General features: G+C 65.8%; 23 protein-coding genes and 1 riboswitch. Of the genes, 7 read left to right on the top strand and 16 right to left on the bottom strand.

Annotation, left to right across the window (positions count from 1 at the left end):
- Window positions 1-35: 35 nt before the first annotated feature.
- Genes ggpS through BOO69_RS04700 form a run of 3 tightly spaced genes read right to left on the bottom strand, consistent with a single transcriptional unit; the run spans window position 36 to window position 3,398 of the window.
- Window positions 36-1,514 (bottom strand): glucosylglycerol-phosphate synthase, encoded by a 1,479-nt coding sequence (gene ggpS, locus BOO69_RS04710; protein WP_071970773.1) that lies wholly within the window; start codon window positions 1,512-1,514, stop codon window positions 36-38.
- Complete coding sequence (locus BOO69_RS04705; RefSeq protein WP_071970771.1) at window positions 1,504-2,268, bottom strand: HAD-IIB family hydrolase; 765 nt, start codon at window positions 2,266-2,268, stop codon at window positions 1,504-1,506. Before BOO69_RS04705 ends, ggpS begins: the two co-directional genes overlap by 11 nt.
- Window positions 2,268-3,398, bottom strand: coding sequence for an NAD(P)H-dependent glycerol-3-phosphate dehydrogenase (locus BOO69_RS04700; RefSeq protein ID WP_083545451.1), 1,131 nt, complete (start codon window positions 3,396-3,398; stop codon window positions 2,268-2,270). Before BOO69_RS04700 ends, BOO69_RS04705 begins: the two co-directional genes overlap by 1 nt.
- Before the next feature lie 439 nt (window positions 3,399-3,837).
- Here BOO69_RS04700 and BOO69_RS04695 point away from each other — a divergent pair, with 439 nt between their 5' ends.
- Both BOO69_RS04695 and BOO69_RS04690 read left to right on the top strand, forming a co-directional pair.
- Entirely contained in the window at window positions 3,838-4,689 is an 852-nt protein-coding gene (locus tag BOO69_RS04695) for a UTP--glucose-1-phosphate uridylyltransferase (protein WP_237267561.1), read from the top strand.
- A 32-nt stretch (window positions 4,690-4,721) separates the two neighbouring features.
- The gene (locus tag BOO69_RS04690; protein ID WP_071970767.1) at window positions 4,722-6,386 is read left to right on the top strand and encodes an alpha-glucosidase; all 1,665 of its coding nucleotides are present in this window, start codon (window positions 4,722-4,724) and stop codon (window positions 6,384-6,386) included.
- Between the two features lie 17 nt (window positions 6,387-6,403).
- Here BOO69_RS04690 and BOO69_RS04685 read toward each other — a convergent pair whose 3' ends face one another.
- The 3 genes from BOO69_RS04685 to BOO69_RS04675 form a co-directional block, all read right to left on the bottom strand.
- A complete protein-coding gene (locus tag BOO69_RS04685) occupies window positions 6,404-7,246 on the bottom strand; it encodes a sulfotransferase (protein WP_156874857.1) in 843 nt (280 codons plus the stop codon).
- A 68-nt stretch (window positions 7,247-7,314) separates the two neighbouring features.
- On the bottom strand, window positions 7,315-8,181 hold the full coding sequence (locus BOO69_RS04680) for a CobW family GTP-binding protein (protein WP_071970763.1): 867 nt from the start codon (window positions 8,179-8,181) through the stop codon (window positions 7,315-7,317).
- Window positions 8,178-9,806, bottom strand: a complete 1,629-nt coding sequence (locus BOO69_RS04675) for an amidohydrolase (RefSeq protein WP_071970761.1) — start codon at window positions 9,804-9,806, stop codon at window positions 8,178-8,180. Before BOO69_RS04675 ends, BOO69_RS04680 begins: the two co-directional genes overlap by 4 nt.
- A 96-nt stretch (window positions 9,807-9,902) precedes the next feature.
- On the opposite strand from BOO69_RS04675, the gene BOO69_RS04670 reads away from it, so the two are divergent.
- The 5 genes from BOO69_RS04670 to BOO69_RS04650 all read left to right on the top strand — a co-directional run bounded on the left by BOO69_RS04670 (window position 9,903) and on the right by BOO69_RS04650 (window position 15,542).
- On the top strand, window positions 9,903-10,829 hold the full coding sequence (locus tag BOO69_RS04670; protein WP_071970759.1) for a LysR family transcriptional regulator: 927 nt from the start codon (window positions 9,903-9,905) through the stop codon (window positions 10,827-10,829).
- A 153-nt stretch (window positions 10,830-10,982) separates the two neighbouring features.
- Window positions 10,983-12,035 carry a TRAP transporter substrate-binding protein gene (locus BOO69_RS04665; protein WP_237267559.1) on the top strand — a complete coding sequence of 351 codons (1,053 nt, stop codon included), beginning with the start codon at window positions 10,983-10,985 and terminating at the stop codon, window positions 12,033-12,035.
- A gap of 67 nt (window positions 12,036-12,102) precedes the next feature.
- Entirely contained in the window at window positions 12,103-12,642 is a 540-nt protein-coding gene (locus BOO69_RS04660) for a TRAP transporter small permease (protein WP_083545450.1), read from the top strand.
- Window positions 12,639-13,928: a TRAP transporter large permease gene (locus BOO69_RS04655; protein WP_071970757.1), complete on the top strand. Its 1,290-nt coding sequence runs from the start codon at window positions 12,639-12,641 to the stop codon at window positions 13,926-13,928. The genes BOO69_RS04660 and BOO69_RS04655 overlap by 4 nt, the downstream gene beginning before the upstream one ends.
- Before the next feature lie 15 nt (window positions 13,929-13,943).
- Window positions 13,944-15,542, top strand: a complete 1,599-nt coding sequence (locus BOO69_RS04650; protein ID WP_071970755.1) for an N-acyl-D-amino-acid deacylase family protein — start codon at window positions 13,944-13,946, stop codon at window positions 15,540-15,542.
- 33 nt (window positions 15,543-15,575) lie between these two features.
- Here the strand turns inward: BOO69_RS04650 and BOO69_RS04645 are convergent, their stop codons facing one another.
- From BOO69_RS04645 to BOO69_RS04600, 10 genes are all read right to left on the bottom strand, one after another.
- Window positions 15,576-15,956 (bottom strand): rhodanese-like domain-containing protein, encoded by a 381-nt coding sequence (locus BOO69_RS04645; RefSeq protein WP_071970753.1) that lies wholly within the window; start codon window positions 15,954-15,956, stop codon window positions 15,576-15,578.
- Window positions 15,957-16,045: 89 nt separating this feature from the next.
- On the bottom strand, window positions 16,046-16,669 hold the full coding sequence (locus tag BOO69_RS04640) for a (d)CMP kinase (protein WP_071973636.1): 624 nt from the start codon (window positions 16,667-16,669) through the stop codon (window positions 16,046-16,048).
- Complete coding sequence (aroA, locus tag BOO69_RS04635) at window positions 16,669-18,021, bottom strand: 3-phosphoshikimate 1-carboxyvinyltransferase (protein WP_071970751.1); 1,353 nt, start codon at window positions 18,019-18,021, stop codon at window positions 16,669-16,671. The genes BOO69_RS04640 and aroA overlap by 1 nt, the downstream gene beginning before the upstream one ends.
- A 171-nt stretch (window positions 18,022-18,192) precedes the next feature.
- A complete protein-coding gene (trmB, locus tag BOO69_RS04630; RefSeq protein WP_083545449.1) occupies window positions 18,193-18,894 on the bottom strand; it encodes a tRNA (guanine(46)-N(7))-methyltransferase TrmB in 702 nt (233 codons plus the stop codon).
- 130 nt (window positions 18,895-19,024) lie between these two features.
- On the bottom strand, window positions 19,025-20,206 hold the full coding sequence (metK, locus tag BOO69_RS04625; RefSeq protein WP_071970747.1) for a methionine adenosyltransferase: 1,182 nt from the start codon (window positions 20,204-20,206) through the stop codon (window positions 19,025-19,027).
- 4 nt (window positions 20,207-20,210) lie between these two features.
- Window positions 20,211-20,260, bottom strand: a riboswitch (SAM-SAH riboswitch).
- 38 nt (window positions 20,261-20,298) lie between these two features.
- The gene (gene lnt / locus BOO69_RS04620; protein ID WP_071970745.1) at window positions 20,299-21,804 is read right to left on the bottom strand and encodes an apolipoprotein N-acyltransferase; all 1,506 of its coding nucleotides are present in this window, start codon (window positions 21,802-21,804) and stop codon (window positions 20,299-20,301) included.
- Window positions 21,801-22,700, bottom strand: coding sequence for a hemolysin family protein (locus BOO69_RS04615; RefSeq protein WP_071970743.1), 900 nt, complete (start codon window positions 22,698-22,700; stop codon window positions 21,801-21,803). The genes lnt and BOO69_RS04615 overlap by 4 nt, the downstream gene beginning before the upstream one ends.
- Window positions 22,701-22,734: 34 nt before the next feature.
- Window positions 22,735-23,238: an rRNA maturation RNase YbeY gene (ybeY, locus tag BOO69_RS04610; RefSeq protein WP_071973635.1), complete on the bottom strand. Its 504-nt coding sequence runs from the start codon at window positions 23,236-23,238 to the stop codon at window positions 22,735-22,737.
- A 42-nt stretch (window positions 23,239-23,280) separates the two neighbouring features.
- On the bottom strand, window positions 23,281-24,291 hold the full coding sequence (locus BOO69_RS04605; RefSeq protein ID WP_071970741.1) for a PhoH family protein: 1,011 nt from the start codon (window positions 24,289-24,291) through the stop codon (window positions 23,281-23,283).
- Window positions 24,292-24,408: 117 nt separating this feature from the next.
- Entirely contained in the window at window positions 24,409-24,732 is a 324-nt protein-coding gene (locus BOO69_RS04600) for a hypothetical protein (RefSeq protein WP_172839497.1), read from the bottom strand.
- Between the last annotated feature and the right edge of the window lie 8 nt (window positions 24,733-24,740).

Genomic DNA, 24,740 nt, shown 5'->3' with positions numbered 1-24,740 from the left:
GCCAGCATACCAGCTGGACGGCACCGCGAAAGGGGTCAGTCGGTCATGGCATCGAACTGGCGCTTGTGCTCTTCGGCCCAGGCCTCCAGCGTGTAGCGGAAGACCGCCTTGCGGAGTTCCGTCATCCGCGCGCGCCGCTCCTCCTCCGGCATGTCGAGCGCGGCAAGAATCGCGTTGTCCATGGACCGGTGGGAAAAGGGGTTGGTGATGACAGCGGAATGCAGCTCGACCGCCGCGCCGGCGAATTCCGACAGCACCAGCACCCCGTCCCCGTCGCTGCGCGCCGCCACGAATTCCTTGCAGACAAGGTTCATGCCGTCCACCAGCGGCGTGATCCACGCCACGTCCGCCGCCATGTAGTAGGACAGAAGCTGCTCGAACGGGATCGCCCGCGAGATCAGGGCGATGGGCTGCCATTCGAGCGTGCCGAAGCGGCCGTTGATCCGGCCGGCCGTTTCCTCGATCCCGGTCTGGGTTCTTGCATAGGCCGACATGTTGCGATCCGCGCTGACGGAGACATGCATCAGCCGTACCTTTCCGCGCAGGTGCGGATTGTCGTCGAGCACCCGCTCGAAACTTTCCAGTTGGTCCACCCCGCCCTTGGTGTAATCCGTCCGCCCGACCGACAGGATCAGCTTCTCGTCTCCCATCTCCGCGCGGATGTCCTCCGCCTTGGCGATCAGTTCCGCCTCTTTCGAGCGGCCCGATATGTATTCCGCATGCACCCCGACGGAGGCCGAGCTGATCGCGATCTTTCGCCCGTTCTGGACAATCGCGGTCGGCACCCGCCGTTCGCTCAGCGCCGTGCCGTCCGACACGAGGTCATCGTTGACCGGCCCGATGGTGATGTCGTCGAGGTCGAACAGCGAGTTGGCCACCGCCACGAAGTTGGACGCGTAGCGCGGTATGTGAAAGCCAATGATGTCGCATTTCAGCAGGCTGTCCACGATCTCGCGCCGCCAGGGCAGGACGTTGAACATGTCCGCCGCCGGAAAGGGCGTGTGGTGGAAAAAGCTGATCGTGACGTCCGACCGCAGTTGCCGCAGGTAGCCCGGCACCAGCCACAGGTTGTAGTCGTGCACCCAGACCCGGGCGCCCCTGCCCGCCTCGCGCGCGGCGGCCTCGGCAAAGGCCCAGTTCACCTCGCGGAAGGTGGGCCAGTCGACGGGATCGTAGTTGAACTTCTCTTTGAAGCTGTGAAGGATCGGCCAGAAGGCCTCCTTCGACGACACGTGGTAGAAGCTCCTGACCTGCTCCTCCGTCAGGGGTAGGCGTGACACGTTGTAGGTGCCGTGGTTGTCGTTGATCTCCACCACCTTCTCGAAATCGGGGTTCGCCGGCTCCTCCGCCAGCTTCCACGCGATCCAGGTGGCGTGTTCCGCCGTCCCGAAAAAGCTCTTGAGCGTCGGCACGATGCCATTCGGGCTCTTGTTCTCGCGCAGGACGATCTTGCCATCCTTCTCGACTTCCTCGTAGGGCTGGCGGTGGTACACGATGACCAGATCAGATGACATCTGTCAGTATTTCCTTTGCATCAGGATGAAGGTCGAAGGCGATCATCGCCTCGACGATGCCGGCGGCGCCGATGGCGCGGGCGCGGTGGATGCGCGGCAGATCGGGCAGCGCTGCGATGAGCCGCCCTTCCGAACCGCCGACCGCCACGGCGGGCGTCCCTGCCACGAGCATCGACAGGTCGTTCAGCGTGTCGCCGGCGGCGAGCACCCGCGCCGGATCGATCGACAGGTGATCCAGCAGCCGCAACAGGGAAGGCCCCTTGCTGACACCACGCGGCAGTACGTCGAGAAAACGGTCGTCCGAGATCAGCACATCGTGGCCCATCCCATCGATCACCTCGGCGGCGCGGGGGTCGTAGGCCTGCGGATCGTAGTCGAAGCTGACACGGTAGCGGAACGGCGTTTCCTGTTCGACAAGGCCCGGAAAGGGCTTGAGCGCTTCGCGGACCGCGTCACCGCTGTCATTCCACTGGGCCGATATTTCCCGCTCCAGCGCGTCGATCGGCGTAATGCCCTTGTTGGGATGCACCTGTGCGATGCTCGTCCCGACGTCGCAGACGACAAATTCGGGCCAGGGCAGTTGCTTGGAGGCGCAGGTTTCGTAGATGAAATCCGGGTCGCGCCCGCTGACGAAGATCAGCCCGACCGTGTCACGGTTGCGTTCGATCCAGTCATAAAGCGCGCGGCGGTCGGCTTCCGTCCCACCAAGGAACGTGCCGTCCAGATCCGTCGCGAGCACGAAGGGTTTGTCCATCAGGCGACGCCTCCGTCCAGTCGGGTCAGGGATTTCTGCGCAGGGTTGTTCAGCGTCAGGTCCATCGCGCGCGGCTCGGCCGAGATCGGTTGCGTCCAGAGGTCGGCGAAGGCCTCGTTCAACGCGCGCCCCTCGTGCAGGATCGCGTGGACGGTCTGGCAGATCGGCATGGCCACGTTCACCCGCTGCGCCAGATCGACCACGGAGCGCGCGTTCGCCTCGCCTTCGACCACGACCGGCGCGCCGTCAAAACATGCGTCTCGCGGGATGCCCTGCCCCAGTTGCACGCCAAGCGACATGTTCCGCGACGTCCGGCTGGAACAGGTGAGGGTCAGGTCGCCCGTTCCCGCCAGTCCGGTGACCGTTTCACGACGCCCGCCCAGCGCCTCTGCCAGCGCCTTCATCTCGTCCAGGCCGCGGGTGATGAGCGCGGCGCGTGTGTTCTCGGCAAAGCCGGCACCGGTCATCATGCCGCAACCGATCGCGACCACGTTCTTCACCGCGCCCCCGATCTCAACCCCTACGAGGTCATCCGAGATATAGGTCTTGAAAAAGCCGGTGCTCATCGACAGCGCAAGACGCGCGGCCGGGCTGTGCGACGGCTCCAGCCGGTCGCGATGCGAGAACTCGAACGCCACGGTTGCCGCTGTCGGATGGCCCAGCGCCGTCTCCCGCGCGAAGGTCGGGCCCGAAATGGTGCCGACCGGCACGTGCGGCATCTCCTCGGCCACGACCTGAGACATGAGGTAGCCGGTGCGCGGCTCGATCCCCTTGGTGCAGATCGCGACCGGCGTTCCGTCCTTGACCAGCCCTGAAATCCGCGCGGCCATGCTGCGCACGGCGCCCGAGGGCACCACCAGAAGCACGGCATCGGCCCCGTCCAGCGCCGCGCCGATGTCATCAGTCGCTTTCAGCGCGGGCGGCAGCGGGATGTCGGGAAGGTACTTCGTGTTTATGTGGGCAGAGTTGATGCCGTCGACAGTGTCCGCGTCGCGGGCATAGAGCGTCACCTCGCGCCCCGCCTTCGCCGCCACGCTCGCCAGTGCCGTGCCCCAGGCACCGCCCCCGATCACCGCGATCCGGGCATAGGGCTGTTCCTGTTTCGGCAGAACCTTGATCTCCGCAGTCATGTCTCGGTCTCCCTGCTTGCTGACGGCCCGCTCGGTGAAGGGGCCTCCATCGTCCGCACAAGACCTAAAGGGATGCCCTGCCAGTTCAATGAATGAGGCCCGACAAAGCGGTCAACCGGGCTGCCTCCGTTCCAACTTCGCACAAGTATTAATCAAACGCCCAATGGTTGTGCAACTCATGTTTCAGCGCGGAAGGCGAGGCAAGGCTCTGCACCAAACTTGTAACAGTATGACAACAAACACATTTTCCGGGTCGAAAGATGGCGAGTCCGGGGGCAGCGGTGCTGCGGCGGCTTTGAACGCCTTCCTCCGACACCGGAACAATCCCCCGCATTTTTGACTTTCTGCAACTGCAGCCTTACCTCTTTCAGGTGGCGGAAACAGGAGTGGACAAGAGATGAAGAAGAGAGTGAGAACAGCGATTTTCCCGGTGGCCGGCATGGGAACACGCTTCCTTCCCGCGACCAAGGCGGTCCCCAAGGAGCTTCTTCCCGTCCTCGACACCCCGCTGATCCAGTACGTCATCGACGAGGCGCGCGACGCCGGGATCGAGCGCATGGTCTTCGTCAACCACCCTTCGAAGTCCGCCATCGAACGTTACGTCCTCGACGACACCGAGCTTTGCGCCTCTCTTTGCGAAAAGGGCAAGGATGCCCTGGCACGCGAACTGCAGGACGCCGCGCTTGACCGGAACACGCACGACATCGTCTTCGTCCACCAGAACGAGCCGCTGGGCCTGGGCCACGCGATCCTCTGTGCCGCCGATCACGCGCTGCCGGGGGCCGTCGCCGTGCTGCTGCCCGACGACCTGATCCTCAGCAAGAAGGGCTGCCTGAGCCAGATGATCGAAGCCTACGAGGCGGAGCCCGTGGATCATATGCTGGCGACGATGGAGGTTCCGCGCGAAACCGTGTCCAGCTACGGCGTGCTGTCCATCTCCCGTCATGACAATGCCTTGGCGTACTGCGACGGGTTGGTGGAAAAGCCCGAGATCGACGCGGCCCCCTCCACGCAGGCCGTGGTGGGCCGGTATGTTCTGGACGGCGGCATCTTCGACACCCTGCGCGGGCAGAAACCCGGCGCGGGCGGCGAGATCCAGCTGACCGACGCCATCGCGGCGGACATCGGTGACAAGACCGTGGCCGGCTTCCGCTTCATCGGAAAACGGTTCGACTGCGGCTCCAAGGACGGTATGCTGAGCGCGCAATTGTTCCTTGCCCAGCAGGACGCCCGTTTCGACCACGTCATCGGCGACTTTCTCAGTGCCAATCAGCAGATGAACGTCGCCTGAGCGGACACGCCCCCGGCCTCTTGAAGAAAGACATGACTGAAACACCCGCTTCTGACCCCGACTGGTGGCGCGGCGGCGTCATCTACCAGATCTATCCGCGCAGCTTTCAGGACAGCAACGCGGACGGCATCGGTGATCTGCAGGGCATCGTCCAGCGCATCGATTACGTGGCCAGCCTCGGTGTCGATGCCATCTGGGTTTCGCCCTTCTACCGTTCGCCGATGAAGGACTTCGGCTATGACGTCAGCGACTACTGCGACGTCGATCCGATCTTCGGTACATTGGCGGATTTCGACGATCTGATTTCGGCCGCCCACCGTGCCGGCATCAAGGTCATCATCGACTTGGTGCTGTCGCATACCTCCGATCAGCACGCCTGGTTCGCCAACAGTCGCGCGGCACGCGATTCATCGCTGGCCGACTGGTACGTCTGGGCCGACCCAAAGCCCGATGGCACCGCGCCCAACAATTGGCTGTCGATCTTCGGCGGTTCCGCTTGGCACTGGGATCCGCGGCGCGAGCAATACTACCTGCACAATTTCCTGACGTCCCAGCCGGACCTGAACCTGCACAATATCCACGTGCAATCCGCGCTGCTCGAGGTGATGCGATTCTGGCTGGACAGGGGGGTCGACGGCTTTCGTTTCGACACCGTGAACTTCCTGTTCGCGGACAAGGATCTGCGCGACAACCCCGCGCTGGAAAAGGCGCAGCGCAACGAGATCCTGACCCCGTCGGTCAATCCCTACAACTATCAGGATCACGTCAATTCCAAGAACCGCCCCGAAACCCTCGACTTCATCAAGCGGGTTCGGGCGCTGCTGGATGAATACGGTGCGGTCACCTCGCTGGGCGAGATCGGGGATGCCTCCAAGGGCCTGCAGCTTCTGGGCCAGTACACGCGGGGCACCGACGGGTTGCACATGTGCTACGCGTTCGAATTCCTCGCCGCCGAGCCGCTCAATGCGTCGCGGGTGGCCGAAGTGCTTTACACGATCAATCAGGTCGCCCGCGACGGCTGGCCGGCGTGGGCGTTTTCCAACCATGACGTGATGCGCCATGCGAGCCGTTGGCATCTCACCCCGGCGGCGCAGCGCCTTTATGCGACGCTCCTGATGTGCCTGCCCGGTGCGGTCTGCCTCTACCAGGGCGAGGAACTGGGCCTCGAGGAAGACGTGATCACCTTCGAGGATCTGCAGGATCCCTACGGCCGCGAATTCTGGCCCGAGTACAAGGGCCGCGATGGGTGCCGCACGCCCATGGTCTGGGACCAGGCGGAGGCGAACGCGGGTTTCACGACCGGCGTGCCATGGCTGCCGCTCAGCAACGAGAACCGGCATCGCGCGGTCCACACCCAGGAGGCCGAGCCGGGCGCGATCCTGCATCACTATCGCAACGCCATCGCGTTCCGCCGCAAGCATCCTGCGCTGCAGGTGGGGCGGCAGGAGAACGTCTATGTTTTCGGCGACGTTCTGCACTTCCAGAGGGTCACCGACGAAGAGACCGTTTTCTGCGCCTTCAACATGTCCGACACCCCGTCAATCCACAGCCTGCCGGGCGGCGAATGGAAGACCATCGGTCGCAAGATCGGCAGCGCCAGCCCTACCCGCGACGGGCGGCTTCACCTTGGCCCGTGGCAGGTCTGCGTGGCGCGCAAGCTGTCCGGCGATGCCGAGCCCGAAGTGCGGGGGAGCTAGCGCCGCACGCTGGCGGTTCAGTCCAGCACTTCATCAAGGGTATAACCGAAACCTTCGGCACGGGCGCCGCAGATATCCCAGACCCGGTGCGCGTCGTCGCGGTCCAACGTGATCGGCTCCGCCCGCTCGGGGTCCGGCGCGAGGGGCGGCGCATCCGGGGGCGGCGCACGGTGCAGGAAGGCGGCAAGCGCGTCGGCAGTCTCGGATGGCCGCGTGAGCGTGTCCTCGAACCGGACGACGTGCAGTGCCGGGTCACCGTCGAAACAGCGCGCCATCAGGTCGACGTGGTGCCGCCAGCCATGCGCGTTGTTGATGACCGGGCTGTCGGTCTCGATCAGGGCCGGGTCGCGCCCGAGATGCGCGTAGGCTGCCGGCAGCGCCGCCCGGCCGATCGGATTGTTCATGCGCGATGTCATGTGGGTGCGCCGCAGGCTCGCGCGCACCGGGTGACGCACCAGGTGCACGAACTGCGCCTTCGGGAACGCCTGCTTCGCGATGTCGCAGACCAGCGTCGTTTCCGGCAGCTTCCACCCCCAGTAGGCACGGGAATCCAGACCGGCCCGCGCCAGCACCTCTTCTGCCCGCGCATGCAATCGGGCGACATGCGCGCTGCGGCGGGCCGCGTCAGGCGGTACAGTGGCCGACAGCATCTCGATCGCGATGGGATAGATGGTCTCGACCCACTCCACGGAATCGAAACTCTTGTTGATCTCGGAGCCCAGGAACACGCCCTGCCCCTGCACGAATTCGGACAACAGGCGCGTGCCGCCCCCGCCGCGCCCCAGCAGGATCACCGGGCGACTGTCATGAATGGGCAAATTGTCCGGGCCGTCTGCGGCTGGTAGTATTCGCGTGCTCACGGCGTCCCCTGTCTTGCGGCCACCACACCAATGGCTAAGCCGCCGGGGCCGAGGGGGCAAGCGTTACGTCAGCCCGCCCGCCACCAGTCGTCGATCTGCCCGGAGGTGATCCGTGCCGCGGGGCCCAGCCCGACCAGCGTCGTGGCCTGCGCATCCGCCGCGGGCAGAATGTCGGCCTGCCGCCCCACGGCCTGCACCTCCACCCCGCCCCGATCTGTCCGGCAGAAACCTTTCAGCCGATAAAGGCCGGGCGGCCGGGCGGCCAGCTTGCGCTCCAGCGTGGCATGGGGGATCACCGTTTGCGACTCGTGGTGCCAGGTCGCGTAGGCCGGATGCGCCTGTGCGGGGCGCGACCGCGGCTGCGGCAGCAGGTTCAACAGCAACTCCGAAACGGGCACGCCTTCCAGCCCCACCGGCACCTGCAGACCTTCCGCCGCCAGCCGGGCCGCGGATCTCTCGGGCAGGGCATCCGTCTTGGTCAGCACGGTCAGATCGGCCGCCGTGATCTGCCGCATGACCTGCGGCGCGATCAGCGGATCGTCCAGCAGCCCGCCGATCGCCTGCCCGTCGATCAGGGTGACGATCCCGGCATAGCTCAGGTCCGGTTCGGCGATGGCGGCATTCGCGATGGCCATCGGATCGGCTATGCCACTGGCCTCGATGATCAGGTGATCGGGGCGCGGCCTGCGGTCCAGCGCGTCGCCCAGCGCCATGAACAGGTCGGCGCCCATCGTGCAGCAGACACACCCGTTGGTCAGCGCGATGACGTCCTTGCTCCGGCGGCTGATCAGCGCCTGGTCGATGTTTATGGCGCCGAAGTCGTTGACCATCACCATCAGCTTCAGGCCGTGATCCTCGGCCAGCAAACGGTTGATCAGGGTGGTCTTGCCCGCGCCGAGATAGCCGCTGATCACGGTGAGCGGCAGGCGCATCATAGCAGCATCACCCGCCCGCCCAGCACCGTACCCAGCACCGGCACATCCTTTAGCGCCGCCGGCTCCACCGCCGTCGGATCCTGCCCCAGCACCGCGAAATCCGCGAACTTGCCCGGCTCGATACTGCCGATGTCCGCGTCCATCTTCAGCGTGTAGGCCGCGCCCAGCGTGATCAGACGCAACGCTTCCGACACCTCGATGCGCAGATTTTCTCCCAGCGTCTGGCCGGTCATGGTCTGGCGCATCACCGCGCACCACGCGGTAAAGAGCGGCCCCAGCGGCGTGACCGGCGCATCCGAATGGATGGCGACATTTACACCCGCATCCAGCGCCGTGCGCACCGCGTTCATCCGGCGTGCGCGGCCAAGGCCCAGGGTCAATTCAGCGTGCTGATCGCCGAAATAGTACAGATGGTTGGCGAAGATGTTGGTGCAGACGCCCAGTTCGGCGGCGCGGCGGTACAAGTCCCCGTCCATCATCTGGCAGTGCTGAAGCACATGCCGAGCGCCGGGCCAGGGATGCTTGCGTGCCGCGGCCTCCAGCGCATCCAGCGCCACCTCGGCGGCCTCATCACCATTCACGTGAATGTGCATCTGGATGCCGTGCTTCTGCATGCCTTTGCAGACGGCGAAAATTTCCTCGGGCGGGGCGTTCCAGATCCCGTTCGGCTGCCCACCGACATAGCCGGGCCACTTGACCCGCGCGGTCCAGCCCTGAATCGACCCGTCCGTCATGATCTTGATGGCGCCCAGCCGCAGCTTGTCGGTGGATCGCTTGTGCATCTCCCCCACCCGACCTGCCAGCGCGTCGGGCGCGGCGCCCGTGGCGCCGAGCGCCGGCACCAGCCGCACGCCGAAGTCATCGGCCCCGGTCACCCGCAGCATCGCGTCGATATCCTCGTCCTCCATGCTCGAATAGAGGTCGGTCACGGTGGTGACGCCCGCATGGCGGCAGACCTGCGCGTAGGTCCGCATCGCGTCCTCACCCTGAGACAATCCGCGAAAGTCGATGCCGACCCGGCGCATGACCGGGAACATCGCGGCCATTTCCTGCAACTCGCCCGTGGGCGCGCCGTCAGGCCCCTTCACCACGCCCTCGACGTTGCTTGCCGACGTGTAATTCGCCTGTTCCAGCGCGACGGAATTGACGCACATCAGGTGGAAGTTCGAGAACAGCACCGCCACCGGCCGGTCCGATGCCACGACGTCCAGATGTGCCTTGTTCAGACGCTCGCTGCGCAGGAAGATCGGGTCGAACCCCCAGGCGATCAGCGGCGCGCCGTCGTCCAGCGTCTTGACGTGCGCGCGCAGCCGGTCGATCACCGCATCGATGGTGGTCATGCCCGGATGCACCGCGCCGTCGGGATCGATCCGGTCATGGTATCCCGCGTAGGCGAAATTCCACATGCTTCCGGCCATCATATGGGCGTGCCCCTCCACGAGGCCCGGCATCAGCACGCTGTCCGCAAGCCTGTCGTCGCGTTCGGCCGCGCCCCACTGATCGGCGCAATCCGGGCCGCCCACGGCCAGAATGCGCCCGTCGCGCACCGCGACATGAGTCGCTTCCGGCATCGACGGGTCCATCGTGATGATCTTCTTCGCCTTGAATAGTGTAACGTCGCCCATGCCGGCCCTCCCTTTCGGCTATCTTGGTAGCGCAGCTTTATTGCCAGCCAAAATAGATTTACTGTCCGTGAAAACCCCAGCCAATGTAGTGACGCGATGAACTTCACCCTCAAGCAGCTCCTCTATTTCGACGCCGCACTGCGCAATCGGTCCATCGCCCGCGCCGCGGTGGAGATGAACATCTCGCAATCCTCGATCACCGCTGCGGTGGACCAGATCGAACAGAGCGTGGGCATCGAACTGTTTCGCCGGATTCCTGCAAAAGGCGTGGTGCCAACCCGGATGGGCGAGGAAGTGGGACGGCGCATCACCTCCTTTCTGGAACAATCCCGGCTGTTCCAGTCCGACCTGATGTCGCTGGGGGGCAACCCGACCGGAACGCTGCGGCTGGGATGCTTCGAGCCGACCGCGCCCTACGTGCTGCCGCCCCTGCTGCGCCGCATATCGGACGGCTATCCCGAGATCCGGATCGACCTGATGGAGGGGGACATGGAAAAGATGTCCGACGTTCTGCAGACCGGCGCGGTCGATGCGGCGCTGACCTACGAGATGGAGGTCCGGCCCGAGCACAGCTTTGTGCCTCTTTTCGAGGCACCGCCCTATGCGCTCGTGCCGGAAAGCTCGCATCTCGCCCACCGGAGCGAGCTTGCGCTCGAAGACCTTGTCGACGTGCCGATGGTGGCGCTGGATGTGCCCCGCACGCGGGGCTATTTCCAGAGATTGTTCAAGAACGCCGGACTGACCCCCACCGTGGTACACAGCACCAAGTCGGGCGCGGTCCTGCGGGGCCTGATCGCGGCGCAGTTCGGTCATGCCATCCTGAACATATGCAGCCCCGCCGACCGCGACCCGTCGCAGGGCTACCTGTCGCTGCCGATCTCGGGACAGGCCGAGTATCCCGTCTTCGGCATCGCCTATGCGCCGCAGCTCGAGAACTCGGCCGTGGTGCGGGCCGTCATCGACACAGCCGTCAAGCTGGCGGCAGAAGGGGGCTTCGATCACCTGTCGATCGCGACCGCTTAACTTCATTAAATGTGATAATACAGAACAGAAAAAACATTTTGTGTAGATAAGGCTGTCCTCTAGCCTTTCCGCAGGGGCAGACTGCCGCCGGGCGCGCGTGCGGGCCAATGACCCGTACCTCGGTTTTCGCACGACACGACAGCCCCGAACAACATGTGCCGCATCGAATCGGCACGCGACACCGACATGGAGTATCCGATGCTGAAACGAAACTTCCTCAAATTTGCCTCTACCACGGCGCTTTCGCTGGGCGTGGCCCTGTCCGCCCTGCCCGCACTGGCGCAGGACGTCACCATGAACCTCGGCTTCGGCGCGCCCGAGACGTCGATCTATGGCCGCTTCGGCACGCTGTTCAAGGACAACCTCGAAGAGATGTCCGACGGGGCAATCGAGGTGAAGCTGCGCTGCTGCAACCAGATCTCGACCGAAGACGACGCCTTCAAGGCGATGCAGCTGGGGACCGTGGACGGCTTCATCATCACCGCCAACAACGTTTCTCCGCACTGGCCGCTGATGGACGTCACCGTGCTGCCCTACATCTTCCAGGACGGCGACCACCTGCTCCGAGTGCTCGACGGCGAAGTCGGACAGGAGATCAAGGACCAGCTTCAGGCCGAAACCAGCGTGCACCTTCTGGCCTACGGTCCCGCACTCTATCGCGACTTCTACAATTCGGTGCGCCCGATCAACACGATGGCCGACATGGAAGGCCTCAAGATCCGTGTGCCCAAGAACGAAGTGATGATCGCCACCTTCGAAGCCTTCGGCGCCGAGCCGGTTCCGCTGGCCTGGTCGGAGACACCCACCGCGCTGCAGACGGGCACCGTCGACGGCGGTGACAACGGGACCTCCTTCATCCGCGACATGAAATTCTACGAGTTCGAGCCCCATCTGGTCATCCTCGAACACTTCGTCTCCATGTCGCCGCTCTTTGCCTCTGACGCCTTCATGAAGCGCCTGACCGATGAACAGCGGCAGTGGGTGCTGGACGCCGCCGACGCCGCCGGCAAGGAACTGCGCGAGCAGGTGGAGAACGAGACCCAGGAAATCCGCGAATGGCTCGCGACCGAGGGCGGCATGGCCATGACCACGCCGGACAAGGCCGACTTCATTGCCGCGGCCGAGAAGATCCAGAACGAATTCGCCGAGGCCCGCGGCCCCGAGTTCGTGGAACTTGTCGGCAAGATCCAGGCCGCCGCCAAGTAAGGCGCGCCGCGGGGCCGCCGCGCGCGGCCCCGCTTCCCCCCACTCTCTCCCTGCCAGAGGTAATGCCATGGCCGTGTTGAAACGGATTGTCCGCCATTTCGAGGAAGCGATCGCCTGCGCCTGCATCGTGGTCATCGCGGTCTGCGTGTTCGCCCAGGTGGTGGCGCGCTACATGTTCGGCACGGCGCTGCACTGGTCGGAAGAGGTCGCCTCCATGGCGATGGTCTGGGCGGTCTACATGGGTGCGGCCTATTGCGTACGTGAACGGTTCCACATCCGCATCCTCGTCGGGGTGAAATCCCTGCCCGAAGGGTTGGGGCGCTGGGTCATTTTCGTATCCGATGCGCTCTGGGCGTTCTTCTGCATCTTCATGATCCGCGTCGGCGCCGACTACCTGACCACCGTCTGGAAGTACAAATCCTACAGCCCCAGCCTCGGCATCGACCAGTTCTGGCCGCAGTCGATCCTTGTAATCGGCTATGCACTGATGCTGCTGCGGCTGATCGAACTTTACGTGGGCTGGTACCGCGAAGGCCGCAACGGCCTGCCGGGCATGCTGAACGAAGACTGGGAAGATACCCTCGAAGACAAGGAACAGACCCTGTGAGCCCGCTTCTGATCCTTTGCATCGCCTTTGTCGTCCTGACCGTCATCGGTGTACCGCTTTTCGCGGCCGTGGGGCTGACCACGGGCCTTGCGCTTTTCCTGATCGACATCCCCTATACGCTCTTGGCGCAGACCGGCTATTCCAGCCTCACGCCCTTTCCGCTGCTGACCATTCCGCTTTTTGTGCTGGCGGGCCGCCTGATGGAGGTCGGCGGCATGGCCACCCGGATGATCGGCATCGCCACCAATCTCGTCGGCGCCTATCGCGGCTCGATGGGGCTCGTCACCGTCTTTGCCTGCATGCTGTTCGCAGCCCTCTCCGGCTCGGGCCCGGCCACCACGGCGGCCATCGGCTCCGTCACGGTGCCGGCGATGAAAAAGGAAGACTACGATGTGCCCTTCGCCGCGTCGATCACCGCCAGTGCGGGGGCGCTCGGCAGCCTGATCCCGCCATCGAACCTGATGATCATCTACGGACTCGTCTCCGAAACCTCGATCCCGCGGCTTTTCCTCGCCGGCATCGTGCCGGGCATCGTCGTCACCCTGCTGCTGATGCTGACCACCTACATCATCGCGCGCAAGCGCGGCTACGGCGGCGACGGCGCGCCATTCTCCTGGGGCCCATTCCTGCGCGCCTGCTGGGACGGCAAGTGGTCCATCGGTGCGCCCGTGCTGATCCTGGGCGGCATCTACGGCGGTATCTTCACCCCCACCGAGGCAGCGGGCGTGGCCGTGTTCTATGCCCTTTTCGTGGGCCTCGTGGTCTACCGCGAACTGACACTGGCCAAGCTGGTCGACGCGCTCAAGTTCACGGCCCTTCTGACCGGCATCCTGATCCTGATCTCGCCGACACTGGCCTTCGGGCAGCTGACCGCGTTCTACGACATTCCCACGGCCGTCCAGAACGGCATCACCGCGCTGACGGAAAACCGCGTGCTCGTGCTGTTGCTGATCGGCGTGTTCTACATCTTCATCGGCACCTTCATGGAGTCGCTGGCGCAGATCGTGCTGTTCACGGCGGTCTTCCTGCCCCTCGCCACGTCGCTGGGGATTGACCCGGTGATGTTCGGGATCTTTACCGTCATCACCTGCGAAATCGGTTTCCTGACACCGCCGCTGGGCGCGAACCTGACCGTGGCCGCACGCATCTCGGGGATTTCCATCGAGCGGATCTCGGTGGCGGTGCTTCCCTTCATCGGCGCCTACATCATCGGGATGCTGATCCTGATCCTCGTGCCCGACCTGACCACGTTCCTGCCGGACCTGATCTACGGCCCGTCGAGATAGGAAAAGGAGACCGCGTTGTTCGATACCATCCTCAGGGGCGGCACCGTGATCGACGGCACCGGACGGGCCGCCTTCGCGGGCGATGTCGGCATCACCCGTGGCAAGATCGTCGAGGTCGGTGACCTCGATGCGGCCGGGGCCGCCAACGTGATAGACGTCACCGGCCTGACGGTGGCGCCCGGCTTCATCGACATGCACACCCATTCGGATTTTACACTCATCGCGGATGGCCGCGCCGAAAGCCAGGTGCACCAGGGGGTCACCACCGAGGTGGTCGGCCAGTGCGGCATCAGCTGCGCGCCCGTCTGCTCGCACGGCGCGATCAAGTCCGTCTCTCCGTGGTACACCGAAGGTCCCCATCGCGCCGACTGGCGCAGCTTCGGCGACTATCTGGATGCGCTCGAACACACCGAACTGGGCGTGAACGTGATGGCCTTCGTCGGGCACGGCACCATCCACCGCGCCGTGCTGGGCGACCAGCTGCGCGCGGGCGAACCGCACGAGATCTCTGAGATGGCGAGGATGGTGGACCAGGCGATGGACGAAGGCGCCGGCGGCTTCTCCACCGGGCTGGAATACTGGCCCGGTATCCTCGCGTCGCCCGAACACCTGGTGCCGATGTGCGAAGTCGCGGCAAAGCGCGGCAGGCTCTACGCCACGCATGTGCGCAACCGCGACACCGAATACGACCTCGGCTTTGCCGAAGCCATTTCGACCGCCCGCCAGTCGGGCGCGCGGTTGCAGATTTCGCACATCCAGCCCAAGTTCGGCGCCCCCCGGCACGCCATGGAACACACGCTCGAGATGATCGAGGTCGCTCGCCGCCACGACGTAAACATCGCCTTCGACGTGATCCCGCACGACTGGAACCACACGCTGATGGCCGCGATCCTGCCGAAATGGGCGCAGGAAGGCGGCCACGCCGCCCTGCTCGCCCGTCTCAAGGACCCGGAAGCCCGCGAGAAGATCAAGGCCAACCCCAAGCCGATGTGGCTGATCGTCAAGGCCCGCAAGTGGCAGGACGTCGTCCTGCTCAACGCGACCGAGAACAAGGACCTGATCGGGGCCGACTTCGAAGAGATCGGCCGGATGCGCGGCGTCGATCCCTACGATGCGGTTCTCGATATCCTGCTCGAGGAAGGCGACAACCTGTCAGGCGCGATCTGGTCATCCAAATCCTTCAAGGACGACGACGTGGACCTGTGCCTGTCGCAACCGGAATGCGCGGTGATATCGGACACCGTCGCCGTCGCGAACGAAGGCATCCTGAAGGATCACGTCGGATCCCTCTCGGGCTACGGCTGGGCCGCGCGGTTCCTGCAGTACTACGTCCGCGACCGCAACGTGCTGGGCCTCGAAGCCGGCGTGCAGAAGATAACATCGGTCCCCGCCCGGCGGCTGGGACTGGCGGACAGGGGCAGCCTGCTGCCGGGCTACAACGCGGATATCTGCGTGTTCGATCCGGCCACGATCACCAGCAACGCCACCGCGCGCGACCTGCGGCGCTATGCCAGCGGGATCGCCCACGTGCTGGTGAACGGGCAGCTGTCGATGCACAACGGCGCCCGCACGACGGTCAATGCCGGCAGGGTGCTGCGGGACTTCGCCGCCTGACTTGCGCGAACGGCGAAGCCTCCGGTCAGGGCATCATCCCTCTTCGGTCGGGCCGCCCGCCTCTTTCCAGCCGGGGAAACCGCCGATGTTCGTCACATTGGTGTATCCCATGGTCTGAAGCGTCTTGCCCGCCAAGGCGGCCTGTCCGCCGGCGCCGCAGATCAGGTAGATTTCGGCATCCTTCTTGAGGGCGGGGTTGTAGAACTGCTCCATCGCCGGATCGGCGCGGAACTCCATCATCCCGCGCGGGATGCGGTGCGCCCCGGCGATGGTGCCGCTCTTGGCGATGTCACCGCTGTCGCGGACGTCGACGAACACGCCGTTGCCTTCGGCGTGCTTGGCGATCGCGTCCTCGGCGCTCATCTTCGGCACGGTTGCATTGGCTTCATCCAGGTAGTCTTTTGCGGATTTCATCGAGGGTCTCCTTGCTTCACTCGCGCCTGAGATAGCGCGGTTCCGCCCGCGGGCCAGATGCCGTGACGCTGCGCAAGGGCATGTCGGCGTCAGCCGCGGGCGGGCAGCTTTTCCGCAATCAGCGCGACGGCGGCCTCCACGGCCGCGTCGATCGCCAGGTTCGAGGTGTCGACCTGCACCGCGTCCGGCGCGGGGCGCAGCGGGGCATCGGCGCGCCCCATGTCGCGCGCGTCCCGCGCCTCGACATCGGCCAGCACCGCCTCGAACGTGGTGTCGACCCCCTTGCCCCGCAGTTCCTCGAACCGCCGACGCGCCCGCACATCCGCTCGGGCCGTCACGAACATCTTCACCTGCGCGTCCGGACAGATCACCGTGCCGATGTCGCGCCCGTCCAGAACCGCCCCCCCGGCGCGGGCGGCGAAGCTGCGCTGGAAATCGACCAGCAGCGCCCGGACCTCGGGCACCGCGGCGACCCGGCTTGCCTCCTGCGCCACCTCGGGCGACCGCAGCCGGTCGTCCTCCAGGTCCGCCGGCACCAGTGCCCGCGCGGCATCCTCGGGAAGTTCGCCGTCAAGAACCCGCGCGCCGACCGCCCGGTACAGCAGCCCCGTGTCGAGATGGGCGAACCCGAAATGCCGCGCCACCGCCTTGGAAATCGTGCCCTTGCCCGACGCCGCCGGACCGTCGATCGCGACCGTGAAACCGTTCAGCATCATGCGGCACCCCGGCTGATCCTGGCGCCCAGCCGCTGCATCAGCGGCTCGAAGATCGGGAAGGACGTCGCGATCGGCCCCGCGTCATCCACGTCTACCGGCGCGTTGGCGGCCATGCCGAGTATCAGGAACGACATGGCGATCCGGTGGTCGAGCTGGCTGGCACAGGTCGCCCCCCCCGGAACCTTGCCATGCCCGCGGCCGGTGACGGCCCACCAGTCTGGGCCTTCCTCGACCTCGATCCCGTTGGCGCGCAGCCCCCGCGCCATGGCGTCGATCCGGTCGCTCTCCTTGACCCGCAGCTCCTTCACCCCGCGCATCTCGGTGCGGCCTTCGGCAAAGGCCGCGACCACCGACAGCACGGGATATTCGTCGATCATGCTCGCCGCCCGCTCCGGCGGCACCGAGATGCCGCGCAGATCCGGCGAGAACCGCGCCCGCAGGTCCGCCACGGGCTCGCCGCCTTCCTCGCGTTCGTTCTCATAGGTCAGGTCGGCACCCATCTCGCGCAGCGTGGTGAACAATCCCGCCCGCGTCGGGTTCAGCCCGATCCCCGGCACCAGCACGTCCGATCCGGGCACGATCAACGCCGCGCAGACCGGGAAGGCCGCCGAAGACGGATCGCGCGGCACCTCGATATGCTGCGGCGACAGCTCGGGCTGGCCCGTGAGGGTGATGACCCGGCCCTCCGCCGTTTCTTCCACCGTGACCTCGGCACCGAAGCCCGCCAGCATCCGCTCCGTGTGGTCGCGCGTCGCTTCCGCCTCGATCACGACGGTCTGTCCCGGGGCATTCAGCCCCGCCAGCAGCACCGCCGACTTCACCTGCGCCGACGGCACCGGCACGGCGTAGCGCACCGGCACCGGTTCCGCCGCCCCCACGAGGGTCATCGGCAGCCGTCCGCCCGCGCGCCCCACCGCCACGCACCCGAACAGCGACAACGGGTCCGTCACCCGCGCCATCGGCCGGCCATTCAGGCTGGCATCCCCGGTAAAGGTCGCGGTGATCGGAGAGGTTGCCATGGCGCCCATGATCAGCCGCACCCCCGTGCCCGAGTTACCGCAGTCGATCACGTTGTCCGGCTCGGCGAAGCCACCCACACCGACGCCGTGCACCGACCAGCGGCCGCCACCGTGATCGACCACCTGCGCCCCGAAGGCGCGCATCGCCCGCGCGGTGTCCAGCACGTCCTGCCCCTCGAGCAGACCGGTGATCGTGGTTTCCCCCACCGCCATGGCGCCGAGGATCAGCGACCGGTGCGAAATCGACTTGTCGCCGGGAACATCGGCCGTGCCGGTCAGCGGTCCGCAGGCCTGCGAGGTCATCGGAATGGGGTCACCGTGGGCTGACATCTGAACGTCCTTACCTGTTTCCGGCGGTTTCTACCCTACGCCCCGCGCGGGGTCCATGCCGGCTTCCCGCTTCTTTATGCCGACAAGTACTCCAGAGCGCGAGACAGCGTCTCGCACCGATTTGGCAGCGCCAAATCAATGAAATCGCGTGCGGGCCCCCGGCCCGCGCAGTCAGGTCCGGCGGAAGGTCAGATAGTGCGGCCTGCGCCCCTCCCGCAGCGCCTTCTGTTCATAGCGCGTCGACAGCCAGTCGTCCCAGGGGGTGCGCCAGTCCCTCGGCCCTTCGGCCAGCCACTCGAACCCGTGCCGAGGCACCTCTTCCAGCGTTTGCCGGACGTAGTCCTCGATGTCGGTGGCGATCCTCAGGATCGCGCCGGTCGCCATGACCCGCGACAACGGTTCCAGGTGCTCGGGGGTGACGAAGCGGCGGCGATGATGCCGCGCTTTCGGCCAAGGATCGGGATACAGCAGGAAGGCCCGCTGGACCGTCGCCTCGGGCAGGACGTCAAAGAGGTCGCGGGCGTCGCCCGGATGCACGGCAAGGTTGTCGACCCCGGCGCGCCGGATCTTGCCCAGCAACATGGCGACCCCGTTGATGTAGGGCTCGCAGCCGATGATCCCCACCTGCGGATTCCGCGTGGCCTGGTGCACCAGATGTTCGCCGCCGCCGAAACCGATCTCCAGCCAGACCGGCCTGTCGCCGAAACGCGCGCCAAGGTCGAGCGGATGGCGTTCGGGGTTTGCCTCCCAGCTCACCGGGCCGGGCGACAAGGCCTCGAGGTCCTCGTCGAGGTAGGTTTTCTGGGACTTCTTCAGCGCCTTGCCCTTGAGGCGGCCATAGAAGTTGCGGCGGGGTCTGACGGGTTCGCTCATGCCAAGCGCTTTAGCTTCCCCGCCCGAGGCCCGCAAACGAAAAAGCGGCCCCCGAAAGGGCCGCCCTGTCCTGTGCCATGTGGCAGCGTCCTGTTAGGACAGCGCGGGCGTCGCGCCGCGCGCCCGGTGGTCAGACCGCTGCCTTCAGCTTGTCCGCCAGATCGGTCCGTTCCCAGCTGAAACCGCCGTCCGCTTCGGGGGCGCGACCGAAGTGGCCGTAGGCGGCCGTCCGGGCGTAGATCGGCTTGTTGAGCTGCAATTGCTCGCGGATGCCACGGGGTGTCAGGCTCATCACCGAACGAATCGCCTTCTCCACCGCCGCGTCCTCGACCTCGCCGGTGCCGTGGGTGTCGCAATAGATCGACAGCGGTTCACTGACGCCGATGGCATAGGACAGCTGGATCGTGCACTTCGCGGCCATGCCCGAGGCCACCACGTTCTTCGCGAGGTAGCGCGCGGCATAGGCGGCGGAGCGGTCCACCTTGGTCGGATCCTTGCCCGAGAACGCACCGCCGCCGTGCGGGGCGGCCCCGCCGTAGGTGTCCACGATGATCTTGCGTCCCGTCAAGCCCGCGTCGCCGTCCGGCCCGCCGATCACGAAGGTGCCGGTGGGGTTCACGTGCCAGACCGTGTCGTCGCGGATCCAGCCCTCGGGCAGAACCTCGCGGATGTAGGGTTCCACGATGGCGCGGATATCGGCGCTGGTCTGGCTTTCGCTTTCGTGCTGGGTCGACAGCACGATGGAGCTGACGCCCACCGGCTTGCCGTTCTCGTAGATGACCGAAAGCTGGCTCTTGGCATCCGGGCGCAGGGTCGGCTCGGAGCCGTCCTTGCGCACCTCGGCAAGGCGCCGCAGGATGGCATGCGCGTAGTGGATCGGCGCCGGCATCAGTTCCGGCGTCTCGTCGGTGGCGAAGCCGAACATGATGCCCTGGTCGCCCGCACCTTCGTCCTTGTTCTCGGCCGCGTTCACGCCCTGCGCGATGTGAGCCGACTGCGGGTGCAGCAGGTTGGTGATCTCGCAGGTGGCGTGGTGAAACTCGTCCTGCTCGTAGCCGATGTCCTTGATGCAGGCCCGCGCGATGTCCTCGACCTTCTCGAGGTACGAGTCCAGCTTGGACTTGTCGGACAGCCCGACCTCTCCTCCGATCACCACGCGGTTGGTGGTGGCGAAAGTCTCCGCCGCGACGCGGGCTTCCGGTTCCTCCGCAATGAACGCATCGAGGATGGCGTCTGAAATGCGGTCGCACACCTTGTCGGGGTGCCCCTCGGAAACGGATTCCGAGGTGAAGGTATAATTCTGTCGGGACATGTCGTGCTCCAGTTAAAATGCAGACGCCACGTCAGGAAGCCGTTGTGGCGCGATTTCGCTGGCTTATCGGGGCATTGCGCCAAGGTCAATCGCTAAGGGCGGCCCTGCCCCCGCCGCCGGGCGTGCAGGCCACAGGCCGCCAGTGCAAGCAGCACGAACAGCGCGACCGGCAGGTCCCCGGTGCGGCGATAGGGCGTCACCGCGGCAGGCGCGGGAAGCGCCGCGTCAAGGAACCCGGCGGTGTTCAGCGGCAGGCTGGCGGTCACACGTCCCTGCGGGTCGATCATGGCCGAGATCCCGGTGTTTGCCACCCGCGCCAGCGGCAGTCCCTGTTCGATGGCCCGCATCCGCGCCTGCGCCAGATGCTGTCGCGGTCCCGCCCCGCGCCCGAACCAGGCGTCGTTGGTGATCTGGATCAGGAAATCGGGCCGTTCCGGCGCCGCGTTCACGTCATGTGCAAAGACCGCTTCGTAGCAGATCAGCGGCAGCGCCCGGCCGAGCGGGCCGAAATCCAGCAGCCGCGCCCCGGGCCCGGCCGTGTACCCGTGGCCCTGGTTGGCGGCCAGCCCGTAGATGCCGAACCGGGCCAGGAAGTCGCCCAGCGGCATGTACTCGCCGAAGGGTACCAGATGGTGCTTGTCGTAAGTCTGGGTGACCGCGCCGCTCTGGTCGAGGGTGATCATCGCGTTGAAATAGCGCAGGTCGTCGCTGCGCTGCACGCCAAGCGCCACGGGGGCGTCAGCCCCGGCGCGGGCGATTTCCTCCAGCGCGGTGCCGGCCCATTCGAGGTTCCATGGGATCGCGGTCTCGGACCACAGCACGAGGTCCGGCGCCGCTCCCTCGGGCGGGGCGGCCGTGTATTGCAGCTGGCGCTGGAAGAACACCGGGATCTTGTCCGGATCCCACTTGTCCTTTTGCGCGGCATTCGGCTGTACCAGTCGGATGGTATGGCCCGACAGCGGTGCGTCGCGATCGGGCACGGGCAGCAGAAGTGCCACCAGCAGCACCAGCAGGCTCGCCTCGCGCAGCAGGCGCCAGTGCAGGGCTGGCCGCGATGTCAGGGCCGTCGCCCCCCAGACCGCCGCGCCGATCAGGATCACGTTCAGACCGTGCGGTCCGATCCAGGCCAGCGTCTGCCCGGCAAGAACACCGACCGTCGATTGCGCGGGGCTTGCCCATGGAAACCCGGTGAAGATGTAGGCGCGCACCAGTTCCGCCGCGACCCAGCAGGGGATCAGCGCCCAGGGGCCCGTGCGCGACAGCTTGCGCCCGCCCCAGAACGCCGCGCCCCAGAACAGCGCCATCCCTGCCGCCAGGAACACCAGCGCGAAGGGCGCCATCCAGCCGTGACGCGCCACGTCCACCATGAAGGGCGAGACGATCCATTGCAGCGCGTGCATGAAGTAGCCCAGCCCGAACGCCCAGCCGGTCCATGCCGCCTGTCCCGGTGTCACGCGCCCAACGAACAGCCAGGCGGCACCGATCAGTCCCAGCAGCATGAGTGGCGGCAGGTCGTAGGGTTGCTGGCCAAAAGCGGCCCCTGCCCCGAAAAGCGCCGCCAGAAGGAGTACCTGCCACGCCGCGAGGCGTCGGGTCATCCCGAAGCTCCGGTGGTCCGTACCCGCAGTCTCTTGATCCGGCGCGGATCGGCCTCGATCACCTCGAACTCCGGCCCGTCGGGGTGCAGCACGACTTCTCCGCGCGCCGGCACGCGGCCCGAAAGCATGAAGACCAGCCCGCCCAGCGTATCGATTTCCTCTTCGTCCACGGTATCGTGGTCCGTCAGGGAATGACCGATCTCGGCCTCGAACTCGTCCAGCGGGGTCTTTGCCAGGGCGAGGTAGACGCCGGGTTTCTCCACCGTCCAGTTCTTGCCCTCGTCCACGTCGTGTTCGTCCTCGATTTCCCCGATGACCTGTTCGATCAGATCCTCGATGGTCACGAGACCGTCCACGCCGCCATATTCGTCGATCACGAGCGCCATGTGGCGGCGTTCGGTCTGCATCTTGGTCAGAAGCACGCCGATGGTCATGCTCGGCGGTACGAACAGCAGGGGGCGCAGCATGCTGGCCATGTCGAAATCGTGACCGTGACCGTTGAAGCCGTATTGCAGCGCGAGATCCTTGAGGTGGGCCATGCCGACGGGGCTGTCGAGGGTGCCGTCGTAGACCGGCAGGCGGGTCATGCCGCTGTCCTTGAACACCTCGACCAGCTCGTCCAGCGATGCCGTCACGGGGACGGCGATGATGTCCGCCTTGGGGATCGACACGTCGTCGACCCGCATGCGACGCAGGTTCATCATCCCGCGCGTGCTGACACGATCCACCGGTGGTGGCGTCACATCGTCGTCCTCATCTGAATCCGAGGGGCTGAGCGCCCCGATCACACGCGAGAAAAAGCTGCCCTGTCTGGCGTGGCTGTCGTCGTGTTCCTCGAAATTTTCTTCGTCAAGCGCGCTATGCGCTGCGGTAGAAGATCCGTCTGTGTCGCCCATTGGGTCCTGTCTAAGAGTATCGGGCATCGCCCCTTCATTCCCTATATGGGTCATCCAGACCCATTTTGCCAAGTATTTTGACCTCGAGCCCCTCCATAAGGGCCGCGTCGGCATCGGTTTCGTGGTCGTAGCCCAAAAGATGCAGCACACCGTGAACGAGCAGATGCGCAACATGTTCCGACATCGGCCTGCGCGCCGCCTGCGCCTCGCGGTCGCAGGTGTCATAGCTGATCGCGATGTCGCCGAGTTCGCACAGCCCGTCAATGCCCGGCCGGGGCGGGCGCGGAATATCGCCGGGCGTGCCGGGCGCGCGGTCCTCGGCGGGCCAGCTCAGCACGTTGGTCGGAACCGGCTTGTCGCGGAAGTCGCCGTTCAGGACCGCGATGCGGTCGTCGTCGCAGGCCAGCACGGTGACCTCGCAGCCGTCGGGGTCCAGACCACGATCCGCCAGCGCCGCGCCGATCGCTTTTGCCGCGAGGGAGTCGAGGTCCAGCGCCTCCCAGCGCGCATCCTCGATTATCACGGAAAGTTCATCCACCGCGTTCGTTCCGCGCAGGCAGGCCAAGGGCAGTGCTGTGCATCACCCGGTGCCCAGGTCTGCCTCGTAGGCTTCGATGATGGCCGCCACCAGCGGGTGCCGTACCACGTCCTTGGACGTGAAGTAGTTGAAGCTGATCTTGGGGATCGATTTCAGCAGCCGCTCCGCATCCGCAAGGCCTGACGGCACCCCGCGCGGCAGGTCGACCTGCGTCCGGTCGCCGGTAATGACCATGCGCGACCCTTCGCCCAGACGGGTCAGAAACATCTTCATCTGCATCGATGTCGCGTTCTGCGCCTCGTCCAGTACGACAAACGCGTTCGACAGCGTGCGGCCGCGCATGAAGGCCAATGGCGCAATCTCGATCCGTTTTTCCTCCAGCAGCTTGGCAAGTTGCTTGCCCGGCAGGAAGTCGTTCAAGGCGTCGTAGAGCGGCTGCATGTAGGGATCGACCTTGTCCTTCATGTCACCGGGCAGGTAGCCCAGTTTCTCCCCCGCCTCCACCGCGGGGCGGCTGAGGATGATGCGGTCCACGTGCCCGCCGATGAACATCGACACGCCGACCGCCACGGCGAGATAGGTCTTGCCGGTGCCGGCCGGTCCGATGCCGAAGGCCAGCTCGTTGTCGAACAGAGACCGCACGTAGGCCTTCTGAGCGGCGGTGCGCGGCTCCACCCGCTTCTTCCGGGTGTGGATCTCGACCGTTTCGCCGATCTGCATCTCGATCTGGTCGCCTGCCCGCACCCCCGTGCCGGCCTCGGACCCGCCCATGCGCAGGGCGCTGTCGATGTCCGCCGGTTCCACCGACCGTCCGCCCTCGAGCCGGGCGTAGAGCGTGTTGAGCAGCGCGGCGGCGCGATCGGCGGCGTCGGCTTCGCCCAGCACGCTCAGGTGATTGCCGCGGCGCACGATCTGCACCTCCAGCGCGTTCTCGATCGAGGCAAGATGCGCGTCGAAAGGGCCGCAGAGGTCGATCAGCAGGCGGTTGTCGGGAAATTCCAGCACACGGTCCACCGGGGCATCCGGCGCAGTGGTCAGGTCGCTTGGGGACAAGGGAGGCTCCTTGGTTGAGGTACGAGGCCGAAGTGGCAGACTCGGTTGTGACAAGCATAGGAAAAGGGCCGGCGTGTGCAACACGCCGGCCCCGATATCGCGCCACGAAAGGTCAAATCAGTTCGGATCCGGGATGGTGGAGCCGCCTTTGAAGTCACTGACGGTGTGGTTCGGCGGTGCCACGCCGGAGCAGACCGGCTTGCCGTACTTGTCCAGCCGCTGCGACAGGTAGCCTTCGACCCCGTCGTCGATGATCCAGTGGTCGCAGCCGTTCGGATCGACCCAGATCCCCGCCTGAAGCTGGCTGAGGTGCTTGCGGTCGATGCCGCGGTCGATGGATTTGTCGGACGGATAGCCCCGGCCCAGCGCGCCCTCGTAGTCGGCGCAGGCCGACAGGCCGAAACCGCAGAGGGTCACAAGAAGAATTTTCGTTTTGATCACGTGACTGT

The sequence above is a fragment of the Sulfitobacter alexandrii genome, from assembly GCF_001886735.1.
GTDB classification, from domain to species: domain Bacteria; phylum Pseudomonadota; class Alphaproteobacteria; order Rhodobacterales; family Rhodobacteraceae; genus Sulfitobacter; species Sulfitobacter alexandrii.
Note: the sequence above shows the minus strand (reverse complement) of the source record. Positions and strands in the feature narration are given on the sequence as shown.